The organism is Alteromonas sp. (assembly GCF_984505615.1).
Genome location: NZ_CFHOXV010000037.1, coordinates 1 through 12,435 on the forward strand (window position 1 = coordinate 1; position 12,435 = coordinate 12,435).

A 12,435-nucleotide genomic window follows, 5' to 3' on the forward strand; every position below is an offset into this window, starting at 1 on the left:
ACAGGGCTATTCCGGAAAAGACACGATTTATCTGCTCACTCCTGACCGGTTCGCTAACGGCGACGAATCCAATGATTCTCTTGAAAACTACACAGATAAACTAAACCGTGAAGAAGCCGGTGGCAGGCACGGTGGAGATATTCAGGGGATTATTGATCACCTCGATTATCTGTCAGATATGGGGTTTACGCAGATATGGAGTATGCCATTGCTGGAAAATGCCATGGACAGTTATTCTTATCATGGCTATGCCATCACTGACTACTATCAGATTGATCCGCGATACGGTTCAAATGACCTTTATAAGACACTGAGCGAACGTGCAGCAGAGCAGGGGATCGGTGTGATCATGGATATGGTGTTGAATCATATCGGCAGCGGGCACCCATGGACAACCTCTCCCCCTGATAAAGACTGGATCCACCACGACGGCAATTTTTCTGCCACCACGCATATCCGTGAAACTCTGCATGATCCTCACGGTGCAGAAGCCGACAAACTGGCATTCAGTGACGGCTGGTTCGTTCCGTCAATGCCGGACTTAAATCAGCAGAATCCCTTTCTCGCCAATTATCTGATTCAAAATGCTGTCTGGTGGGTGGAGTATGCCGGTTTAAGCGGTATTCGCGTGGACACTTATTCCTATTCCGATAAGGACTTCCTGTCTGCATGGACAGCCAGACTCATGAAGGAATATCCGTCACTGAATATTGTCGGGGAAGAATGGTCGGTGAATCCGGTAATTACTTCTTACTGGCAGTCCGGCACCCTGAGACAGGACGGTTATGAATCTTCGCTACCGTCAGTGATGGATTTTCCTCTGCAACACACCCTTGTCTCTGCCCTGAAAGAAGAAGAGTCGTGGGGAAGCGGGCTCAAAAAACTGTACGAGTTACTCGCCGGGGATTTCATCTACGGTGATGCCGGTAACCTGGTGGTATTTGCAGATAACCACGATATGAGCCGGATCTACACGCAACTGGATCAGGATATGGCGCTGTGGAAAATGGCCATGACAGTGGTGCTGACAACGCGGGGTATTCCGCAGGTATTCTACGGCACTGAAATTCTGATGGATAATGCTGGCACAGAAGATCATGGCATTATTCGCAGTGATTTTCCGGGCGGCTGGTCGGGAGATGAGTCATCGGCATTTTCTTATGAAAGCGACAGTGCCCGCTCTGTGGAAGCACAGCAATTTATCCGTCAGCTTTTACACATCAGAAAGCAATATCCGTTACTTTTCGAAGGACAACTCACGCAGTACGTACCGGAGGATGGCACTTACGTTTATTTCCGGCATAACGGGAAAGCGGATGCGCAAATTATGGTGGTAATTAACAAAAACGGTAAAAAGGACGTAAACTTACAGCGTTTCAGTGAGCGCATGGCTGGTGTAAAAACGTTACAGCAGGCCGGTGACGATGAAATAATGGCAGCCGGAAACTCCTTGTCAGTGCCTGAGCACAGTGCAACGGTGTGGATCCTGAATCAATAATAATAACGGACAGAATATGAATAACAAACAGCCTGTATTACCGTTCTGGCAAGTCTGGAATGTCAGCTTTGGCTTTCTCGGCGTACAGTTTGGTTTCGCTTTGCAAAATGCCAACGTCAGCCGCATTTTATCTGATCTCGGTGCAGACCTTCATTCGCTGGCATTGTTCTGGCTGGTGGCGCCGGTGATGGGGTTGATCATTCAGCCCGTGGTCGGCAGTGCGTCTGACCGCACATGGAATCGCCTTGGCCGCCGCCGTCCATATATTCTCGCCGGTGCCTTTGCCGCCGGCCTGGGTATGATCCTGATGCCGAATGCTCCCTTATTTGTCACCATCATGGCGCCCATGTTGTTCGGTGCATTGATGCTGGCATTGATGGATGCCTCCTTTAATGTTTGCTTTCAGCCATTCCGTTCTCTGGTATCGGATATGGTGCCAGCCAGCCAGCGCAACCTGGGTTATTCGGTGCAGTCATTACTGATCAACATTGGCGCAGTTATCGGCTCAATTCTTCCTTTTGTTCTGACTAATGTAGCGGGTCTCAATAATACCGCATCGCCCGGACAGGTGGCTCCGTCGGTAATTTGGGCATTCTATATTGGTGCTACCGTATTGCTTGGCTCAGTACTCTGGACGGTGTTTCGCACTAAAGAATACGCGCCGTCAGATTACGCCCGTTATAAAGGATTGCAGACAGATTCTGAAGACAAAACAGAAAAAACCGGATTCTTCAAACTTGTGGCAACCATGCCCGCCACGATGAAACAACTTGCAGTGGTGCAGTTTTTCTCCTGGTTTGCGTTGTACATCATGTGGGTTTACACCATGCCGGCTATCACCCAGCACATCTGGGGAGTGGATAAACAGTGGTTTGATCCTGCATTTATTGCTGCTGCGGGTAGTGTGCCTGCTGATGTGATTGCAGCGAAAGGTGCTGCCGGTGACTGGGTAGGTATTCTTTTTGCCGCATACAGTGTGTTTGCCGCCGTATTTTCCGTGTTTCTTGCCCGCCTGGCAGATACATTTGGCCGCAAAACCGTTTATGCCTCTTCACTGGTATTAGGGGGACTGGGTTATATCAGTTTCCTGATATCCGGAGACATCAGTCCGGTACACGTGAATTTATTTATTACAGACGTCACGGTACCACAGGGCGCTGTCAATCTGGTGTTTCCCATGATCGGAGTAGGAATTGCCTGGGCTGCTATTCTGGCTATGCCTTATGCCATGCTGGCCGGCGCACTTCCTGCAGATAAAACCGGTGTGTATATGGGCATATTTAACTTCACAGTAGCCATTCCGCAGATCGTTGCAGGACTCACTGCAGGCTGGATACTGAGCAGGGTATTTGAAAACACCGCCATCAATATCATTGTGGTGGCCGGTGTTTCCATGCTTTGCGCAGCAGTGGCGGTATTTTTTGTTAAAGAAAAAGAAATCCATGCCGTCGCCTCACAGAATACGGCAGGAGAATTACAATGAGAATAAGTCACACAATGTATGCGATTGCCAGCGTATTAACCCTGAGCGGGTGTGAAAATACGCCAGATTCTTCCCTGTCAGAAGGGATGCCGGAAAGTACAAACACATCCTTTATAAGAGGTACTGCAGAGCCTTTCAGTGCTGAAGCCGTTTACTTCATTATGACTGATCGCTTTGTCGACGGCGATAAACAAAACAATTACGAAACTCAGGGCGGTGATCACCCCAGCTGGAATTTGCCTCTTAATGGTCCCGACGGTGCAACAGCTAACGTAGGCTACATGGGCGGTGACTTGCAGGGTGTGGTCAACAATATTGATTTCATCAAAGATATGGGCTTTACCGCGGTGTGGTTAACACCGGTAGTCGATAACCCTGATCAGGCATTTACCGGCAGTGAACCTATTACGTTTGGCGGCCAGTTTAAAGATGGGGGTAAAACCGGTTACCACGGCTATTGGGCGACAAATTTCTATCAGCCCGACGAACATCTGATCAGTGCCAGCTTGTCGGTCAAAGACTATACCACTGCCATGCATGATGCCGGCCTCAAAACCGTGTTTGATATTGTCGCCAATCACGGCTCTCCCAGTTTTTCAATGCCGCAGGATCAACCGGGATTCGGTGAAATTTATGATGCACAGGGAAAGCTGGTTGCCGATCATATTAATACGCTGCCTTCTGAACTGGATACCACTCAGCCTTTGCAGGCATTTTTCCACGACTACCCGGACCTGGTGGAGCTGTCTAATCTCGATGAGTCAAATCCGGACGTTCAGGATTACCTGATTAATTCTTATCTTTACTGGATAGAGCAGGGCGCTGATGCATTCCGGATCGATACTATCCGGCATGTGCCTCATCATTTCTGGCGCACGATGTCTGACCGTATACGTGCAGAACATCCCGGTTTCTTTATGTTCGGGGAGAGTTTTCAGTATGATGCGAACTTTATTGCCCAGCATACGCTGCCTAAAAACGGCAATATCAGCGTGTTGGATTTCCCTATGCAAAAGGCCATGGTCAGTGTGTTCGGGACTGAAAATGCAGGATTCGAAACGTTAAGCAGTGCACTGCATCTTACCCACGGGCCTTATCATAATCCCTATGATCTGACCACTTTTTACGATAATCACGATATGCCCCGGATGAATGCTACGGATGACGGCTTTATCGATGCCCATAACTGGCTGTTCACTTCACGGGGTATACCGGTGGTTTATCAGGGCTCAGAGACCGGCTTTATGCGCGGCACAGCAGAGCACAGCGGAAACCGTAACTATTACGGACAAGATAATGTGGATAAGGCGCCGCAGCACCGTATCTATCAGTCTCTGTCTGCTATTGCTCATGTTCGTAAAGCCACACCGGCATTACAGCGTGGCTTACAAACCATGCTCGAACTGAATGGTGAAAAAGCCGCCTTCTACCGTGTTGTAATGGATGACAGCGCACAACAGACAGCCCTTGTATTGTTGAATAAAGGTGATACACCAGTTTCTTTTGAGATAGCAGAGTACATGCAAAACGGACGCTGGAGTGAACAACTAAGTGGCAGTGAAAAGGAAGTGAACAACCGCGTTTTAACCAGTGAAGTCAGCCCTCACAGCGTACAGGTCTGGTTGCGGGACGGTCCGCTCAGTGATGACAATTTTATTCAGCATCTGCATGAGCAGATAGCGAATCAGTAATGACACAGGGGTTGCAAAAGCAACCCCTTTTCTTTTTGATTTTCAGTATTTTTTTCCGCCACAGGACTCGCGGATGATGAGCTCTGCAGACATCAGAAAATCACTGACGATTTGTTTATTAATCGCCTTAAGCAGGCTGGTAACCAGTAATTCGCCTGCCAGCCTGGTATCCTGTTGCACGGTGGTCAGGGCCGGCGTAGTAAAAGCGGAGATACTGATGTTGTCGTAGCCGGTGACGGCGATGTCCTGCGGTACCCTGTATGGTGTTTCTTTCAACGCCTGTAACACACCGGTAGCAATCAGATCTGATGCACACACCACGGCGTCAGGCTTTTGTTCAGAATGAAGAATTTTACGGATAGCCTGCGCACCGGCTTCTTCAGTAGAGTTTGCATCAATACGGATAAAGTCACCGGCATCAATGCCGGCGTCTTTTAATGCCTGTGAGTAACCCTGATAGCGGGCCAGGAATTCCGGCGCATGTCCGCCGGCATCACCGATAAACGCAAACCGCCGGTGTCCATTTTTCACCAGGTGGGTGGTGAGATCATAACCGCCCTGAAAGTTATCACAGCCGATGCTGATACCGGGATGATCTTCATCTTTAGCCCCCCAGCGCACAAAATGGGTACCCTGATTTTCAAGTTGGGCCAGTTTGTCCCGCCAGGCGGTGTAGTCACCGTAGCCGAGCAGAATGATACCGTCAGCTTTTTTCGAGTCTTCAAACTCAGCGTGCCAGTCATCGTCCAGATTCTGAAAAGACACCAGCAAATCGTAACCGGCGGCAGAACTCGCCCTTGTTATGCTTCCCAGCATGTTCAGGAAAAACGGGTTGATCATTGAGTCGTCAGACGTGGGATCTTCAAACAGCAGTAATGCAATAGTATTGCTTTTCTGTTTACGCAGGTTGCTGGCGTTTTTGTCTACTTTGTAGTTCAGTTCTTTGGCAATACGTTGCACCCGCTCGCGGGTTTCTTTATTTACCAGCGGGCTGTTACTGAGCGCCCTTGAGACCGTGGACTGGGATACGCCGGCCAGGTGAGCAATATCAAAAGACGTGGCTTTTTCTTTCATGCCTGTTACTGAAAGGGTTTAAAGTGGTTATGTTACCATACTTAACGCTGATAAGTGTCTGAGTTAATTGCCCGGACAGCGGTTTTCGTTGTAAATTTAGCCGTTCGGGCAGGGCGATTTCAATTAATCATAGTGACCCGCCGGGCAACCGGTTATACTCGGCGATTATTATGTCAGAACAGATTTTCATTTAAGGGGAAAGGGCGAATGGCGGAAACGGAACATCATCCGACCAATTTTATCCGGCAGATTATTGAAAAAGATCTTGCTGCAGGTGTTCATGATTCTATAAAAACACGTTTCCCACCGGAACCGAACGGTTTTTTACACATTGGACATGCGAAGTCTATTTGTCTGAATTTTGGTGTAGCCAGTGATTACAACGGTACGTGTAATCTGCGCTTTGATGACACCAACCCGGCGAAAGAAGATATCGCTTACGTCAATTCCATTAAGGAAGACGTAAACTGGTTGGGTTTCCAGTGGAATGGTGATGCCCGTTATTCTTCGGATTACTTCGATTTGCTGCATGGCTATGCGATGGAGCTTATTGATAAAGGTCTGGCTTATGTGGATTTCTCCAGCCAGGAAACCATGCGTGAACTGCGCGGGACACTGACAGAACCCGGTAAAAACAGTCCTTACCGTGATACCGATCCTGCGACCAACCGTGCAGAATTTGAGAAAATGACTGCCGGTGAATATGCGGAAGGTCAGTGTTCACTGCGTGCAAAAATTGACATGACATCCCCGTTCATGTGTATGCGGGATCCGGTGATCTACCGGGTGAAATTCGCACACCATCACCAGACCGGTGAGAAATGGTGCGTTTATCCCATGTACGATTTCACCCACTGTATCTCAGACGCCATCGAGGGGATCACCCACTCTCTGTGTACACTGGAATTCCAGGATAACCGCAGACTCTATGACTGGGTGATTGAGAATATCTCAATCGAATGCACACCCCGACAGTATGAATTCTCCCGGCTGAATCTGGAATACACGGTGTTGAGTAAACGCCGTCTTATTCAACTGGTTGAAGAAAATCACGTGAGCGGCTGGGATGATCCCAGAATGCCTACCATCGCCGGTTTGCGCCGCAGAGGCTATACGCCTGCGTCTGTGCGTGAATTTTGTAAGCGTATCGGCGTAACCAAAATGGATAACATGGTGGAAATGGGCATGCTGGAAGCCTGTATCCGCGATGATCTGAACGTTAACGCTCCCCGTGCAATGGCTGTTCTTGACCCGGTTAAACTGGTTATTGAAAATTACCCTGAGGGTGAGTCTGAATCATTACAGGCACCTAATCATCCGAATGATGAATCTATGGGCAGCCGCACAATTCCTTTCAGCCGCGAAGTGTGGATTGAAGCGGAAGACTTCCGTGAAGAAGCGAATAAAAAGTTTAAACGTCTGGTACTCGGCAAAGAAGTGCGTTTACGTAATGCTTATGTGGTAAAAGCTGAACGTGTCGAAAAAGATGCGGATGGTAATATCACTACCATTTTCTGCACTTATGACGATGAAACTCTGGGTAAAGATCCTGCTGATGGCCGTAAGGTTAAAGGTGTAATCCACTGGGTTGATGCCAGTGCAGGTGTGAAAGCAGAATTCCGCTTGTATGACCGTCTGTTTAACGTACCGAATCCGGCAGCGGAAGAGAATTTTACGGATGCCATAAATCCTGCTTCTCTTGAAGTGAAATCCGGTTTCGTTGAACCGGGATTAACGGAAAATCCGTTAGCCGGAGGCTGGCAGTTTGAGCGCACCGGTTACTTCTGTCTGGATAAAGATTCATCTGATACCCTCAGTGTGTTTAACCGTACAGTAGGACTGCGGGATTCCTGGGCTAAGATTGCTGACTAGTCCTGTTAAAGTTTCTTATTTAAAACCGCAGTTTATCTGCGGTTTTTTTATGCGTATTTCTCATTGATGCTGGCCGTAGTGTTGCGTAATCTGTAAAAAACAGTTCATAACAGGGATCATCATGAAACGGGGAATTCTGGCACTCACTTCACTTTTGTCTTTCTCAGCCATGCCGGCAACCTTTCCGGTGTACTTTCTCGGCGGACAATCCAATATGCAGGGATACGGCGTCAGTAAAGATCTTGAACCTCTTTACAGTAAACCTGCTGACAATATTTATATGTTTGCCGGCAATGCGGTTTCAGATGATGACCTTTCAGGCGGTAAAGGTGTCTGGGCACCACTGCAGCCCGGTACGGGTAAGGGTTTTAAATCTAATGGCCGGGTGAGCCTGTACAGTGACAAGTTTGGTCCGGAAGTTTCATTTGGTCATCAACTCTATTCACTGAACAATAACCAGCCCTTTGCCATTATAAAGTACGCCAAAGGAGGTTCGGCGATTGCTGAAGGGATTGGCCACGGCAGCTGGTATCCTTTTTATCGCGACAACACCGGCGTTAACCAGTTCGACCACTTCCTCACGACTATCCGCAATGCATTTTCTCCTGTTGATATCGATCTTGACGGTGAAGTTGATAACCTTGTACCGGCTGGTATTGTTTGGATGCAGGGTGAGTCTGATGCGGCAGAAACGAAAGAGATTGCATTGGCGTATCAGGCAAATTTAAAAGAGTTGATGGCGCTGATAAGAGCGGCCTTACGGGATGACGATTTACCTGTCGTGATTGGAAAAATTACTGATTCGGGGTTGGATGACGAAGACGGCATGCGGATGAATTATCATAAAATTGTTCAGCAGGGACAGAAGGCTTTTGTGGAAAATGATGTGTGTGCGGCTTATGTGACAACTCTGGACAAAGAGACGCATCTGGATGACGGATGGCACTATCAAAGTGAAGGATATGTCCATCTGGGCGAAGAATTCGCAGCTGCCATGCTTAAATTGCAGCAAACCTGTGGTCAGCGGTAAGCGATGGATGGCGCATGGAAAACGGGGAGCGTAACGCTCCCCGTTTTGTATTTATAAGCAATAAACCTTATTTCGGCTGACAGTCAATTGACTGGCCATTCACATTCAGACTGTCATTACCCATCAGATACAGATACGCCGGCATCAAATCAGCCGGTGTTTTTAATGTGTCAGGATTTTCTGCGGGGTAAGCACTGGCGCGCATGGCGGTGCGGGTAGCGCCGGGGTTTATGCAATTAAATCGCAGGCCACGGTTTTCAAATTCGGATGCCAGCACCTGCATCATACCTTCGGTGGCAAATTTAGAGACGGCATAGGTGCCCCAGAACGCACGGCCTTTTTTCCCCACGCCTGAGCTGGTAAAAATAACCGAAGCAGAAGGCGCTTTACGCAGTGCGGGGATCAGCGCCTGCGTCATCAGCGCAGCACTGTTTACATTAACCTGCATAACATCCATCCATTCCTGCTCAGGAATATCGCCGAAGGCACTTAAGTGGCCAAGCATTGATGCATTGTGCAGTACACCATCAAGTTTTCCGAACTGGTCAGTAATGGTTTGTGCCATGTCCTGATAGTTTTTCAGTGTTGCACCCTTCAAATCAAGAGGGACAATGGCGGGCTGTGGTCCGCCATTTTTTACAATACGGTCGTAGACCTGTTCCAGCTTTGAGACGGTTTTACCTAATAAAATACAGGTAGCCCCGTAAGCTGCAAACGTCGTGGCAGCTTCTGCACCAATTCCGGCGCCGGCACCGGTGATGAGTATGGTTTTTTCTTCGAGAAGTCCGGCAGGTGCCTGGTAGAGATTCGGCATAGGGTCTAACCTTGATCTGTTAACTATGGGCAAAGTGAGGCTTGATGATACTCAGCTCCCGGTGGTTGTAAATATCTAGCCCTATAATTCTCAACAGATTTTAGTGGCGTAAAATTAATTTACGAAAAGTTAACAAACCTTTGCAAAATTCGGGTAATGACCATAATATTAAGCTACAACCAACTGGTCATACTTGTTTGAAATGTGTGTTACCACTTGTCATCAGGTGGATTGAAACAAGCATTTACATTGCCTTGACTGTAAAACAGACAATAACAACAAAGCCTTTTATTAGGGAGAAAAAATGAGAAAACTCTTTATCAGTACCAGTGTTGCTCTGGCACTGGGTTTAACGGGTTGCGGTGGCTCCAACGAAACGCTGGATGACATTGAGTCCGGAACGCCCGTTCAGAAGCCTTTCTCTCGTGTCGTTTTTGATCCGTCTAACGGCGTGCTTAACATACCTAACGATCTGCTCATGCTGCCGGGTGATGACGGCTTCTTCGACTATACACTGAACATTCCGGTAGATGACCCGACAGATTTTACTGATCCGCAAAACGCACTCAACGTGCTGGACGGCTGGTCAACCCAACATCCTTTTGTTATCGACGTGACAACACCGTCAGGGGTAACACTGGATGAGTCAACATTATCTGCTGGTGTCATGCTGTACGAAGCAACGCTGGGGCTTGACCAGAGTGATCCTGATTGTGCGGGGGCCGCAATACCGTCCTCCGGTTGTAAAGTCGGTAACCAGTTACAGTACGGCACTGATTTTGTGCTTTCGCTGGTGGACGGCGATACTATTTCCGTTGTTCCCCTGAAGCCATTGAAACCGGCACACGGCTATATGCTGGTGATGACAACAGATTTGAAAGACAGTGAGGGGAACGGCGTAATGGGTTCCACATCATGGGAACTGGTTCGTCAGGACATCAATACATTACCGCTTTCTTCCGACGCTCAGTTGCAGTTGCAAACGCTGGTCAACTCGCTGGTCGATCCTCTGATTGAAATGGGCTATGACCGTGAAGACATTTCCTATGTCTCTGCCTTCACAACCCAGAGCACAGACATCGCCCTGCAATCAGTGAAAAAAGTGATGGTGGCTGAATTTGCTGCCCGTTTTGCCGCAGGTGACCCTACAGCGGCTACCGCGCTGCCGGTTATTACTGTAAACGATCCCGAAGGTGCCACCAATGCGATGGAAGCTTTGGATCTGGTTGATGATGCAACCCTTGCCGGAGCGGTTCAACTGGGCATCAATGCCTTACCGGAGTCCGCCGCAGCATTCATTCCAACTATTGAAGCCACACTGGATGCCGGAGGTTTCGCACCGTTACAAACCTGCGCCGGATTGCTGGGTACTGTGTCAGGTCAGCTGTCTGCTACCTGGGGCGGATTAAATGATTTCGCCGTGGGTGTCTCTACCGGCATTCTTGCTCAGGCAGGTCCGTTCTGCGCCGCGTCTCATTATGAAGGCTCTGTGTCATTGCCGTATTATCTGCCTGTGCCTTCGGCCGAAAACCCGCTGGCACCGACTACCGGTTTCTGGGAAGCGGCCTGTGACAGCGGTATTGTACTGGCGGGTGCACCTGATGAGGTACTTGCTTCGGCTACGCCCGGTCCGAACTTCACCTTGTGTGATCAGCTAGGCCTTGCTGATTTACGCATCGGTGAAGCGATGCTGGACTCAGCCCGCAATATCACAAAATTCAACCCTGTACCGCAAACTCAGGCCGTTCCTTCACTGGATGTACAGGTAACCGTGCCCAATGCTACCGTAGCCGGAGCGTTAGGTTTCCCCATCGCTCAGCCTGAAGCCGGCTGGCCTGTGGCTATTCTGATGCACGGTATCACCAGTAAAAAAGAAGATATGCTGGCGATTACCGGGGCACTGTCACTGGCAGGGATAGCCACCGTCGCCATTGACCACCCGCTACACGGTAGTCGTGGTTTTGACGTGAATGGTGACGGTACCGACGACATCAACGCGACTACGGTCAGCGCGACTCATTACATGAACCTGCAATCACTGCCAACTGCACGGGATAACGTCCGTCAGAGTGTTTCTGATATGCTGGGATTACGTCTTGGTCTGAACGCAGTGAACGATCAGACAACCGGCGGCGCAGCATCGTTTGACTTAAGCCGTGTTTACTTCATGGGTGTGTCTTTAGGTGCGATTACCGGGGCTGAGTTTGCCGCGGTAACTAACAGCACAATGGGTGACGAACTGGCAGCGCTGGACGGCATGTATAGCGTGCAGGCAGCATCTCTGGAGTCTCCGGGAGGCGGTCTGGCTCAGTTCCTGATTGAGTCGCCAACCTTTGGTCCTCTTATCCAGGGGCTGCTGTTATCTCAGTCTTCCGAAGAGTTTCAGGCGTTGTTAGTGCAATTATACGAAACAACTGATGTCACTCAGGCACAGCTTGTTGCCGCGGTGGATGTGTTCCTTGCGAACCTCACTGATGCACAGATGGCGGAAGTGCAGTCTGTACTGAATCAATTCGCGTTCGCCGCGCAGACGGTTCTGGATGCAGGTGATGCAAATAACTATGCCGCTACACTGGCGTCAAACACGCCGGTACATATGATGACTGTGGTGGGTGACGGCGCGGATAATTTACCGGATCAGGTGATTCCGGTATCCACAGCGCTGCCACTGGCTGGCCAGCTGCCATTCTCAGCATTAGCCGGACTGGAGCAGATCAGCAGCACTGCCACCGGCGATCCGGTAAGCGGTATTGTTCTGTTTACAGAAGGTGCTCATGCATCCAGCCTGAGCCCGGAAGCCAGTGCTGCGGCTACCACTGAAATGCAAAAAGAAGTGGCGGGTTACATGTCTACGGGTGCAACAGTGCTGCCCGTTACCGATACTTCAGTGGTGCAAAACTAACTTCACAGCGACGTAATAGTCGGCTGTCAGCAAAGACCCCCTGCGGAAGAAGTTTTCTCAGGGGGTCTTTT

General features: G+C 49.3%; 8 protein-coding genes. 6 read left to right on the forward strand and 2 right to left on the reverse strand.

The genetic code is table 11. The features are described from left to right. The 3 genes from AC4PME_RS16430 to AC4PME_RS16440 all read left to right on the forward strand — a co-directional run. The coding region (locus AC4PME_RS16430; protein WP_491529659.1) for an alpha-amylase family glycosyl hydrolase at positions 1-1,498 on the forward strand (1,498 nt) is incomplete at its 5' end. A gap of 16 nt (positions 1,499-1,514) precedes the next feature. Then, a complete protein-coding gene (locus tag AC4PME_RS16435) occupies positions 1,515-2,981 on the forward strand; it encodes an MFS transporter (RefSeq protein WP_119501269.1) in 1,467 nt (488 codons plus the stop codon). Further along, on the forward strand, positions 2,978-4,672 hold the full coding sequence (locus tag AC4PME_RS16440) for an alpha-amylase family glycosyl hydrolase (RefSeq protein WP_491045330.1): 1,695 nt from the start codon (positions 2,978-2,980) through the stop codon (positions 4,670-4,672). The genes AC4PME_RS16435 and AC4PME_RS16440 overlap by 4 nt, the downstream gene beginning before the upstream one ends. Positions 4,673-4,714: 42 nt before the next feature. Here AC4PME_RS16440 and AC4PME_RS16445 read toward each other — a convergent pair whose 3' ends face one another. Continuing rightward, complete coding sequence (locus AC4PME_RS16445) at positions 4,715-5,746, reverse strand: LacI family DNA-binding transcriptional regulator (protein WP_491045329.1); 1,032 nt, start codon at positions 5,744-5,746, stop codon at positions 4,715-4,717. Positions 5,747-5,953: 207 nt separating this feature from the next. Here AC4PME_RS16445 and glnS point away from each other — a divergent pair, with 207 nt between their 5' ends. Beyond that, entirely contained in the window at positions 5,954-7,618 is a 1,665-nt protein-coding gene (gene glnS / locus AC4PME_RS16450) for a glutamine--tRNA ligase (RefSeq protein WP_491045328.1), read from the forward strand. A 121-nt stretch (positions 7,619-7,739) separates the two neighbouring features. Continuing rightward, positions 7,740-8,648, forward strand: a complete 909-nt coding sequence (locus AC4PME_RS16455) for a sialate O-acetylesterase (RefSeq protein ID WP_491045327.1) — start codon at positions 7,740-7,742, stop codon at positions 8,646-8,648. A 67-nt stretch (positions 8,649-8,715) separates the two neighbouring features. Here the strand turns inward: AC4PME_RS16455 and AC4PME_RS16460 are convergent, their stop codons facing one another. Next, entirely contained in the window at positions 8,716-9,462 is a 747-nt protein-coding gene (locus tag AC4PME_RS16460; RefSeq protein WP_491045326.1) for a YciK family oxidoreductase, read from the reverse strand. 304 nt (positions 9,463-9,766) lie between these two features. On the opposite strand from AC4PME_RS16460, the gene AC4PME_RS16465 reads away from it, so the two are divergent. Beyond that, positions 9,767-12,364 (forward strand): VolA/Pla-1 family phospholipase, encoded by a 2,598-nt coding sequence (locus AC4PME_RS16465; RefSeq protein ID WP_491045325.1) that lies wholly within the window; start codon positions 9,767-9,769, stop codon positions 12,362-12,364. Positions 12,365-12,435 lie beyond the last annotated feature (71 nt).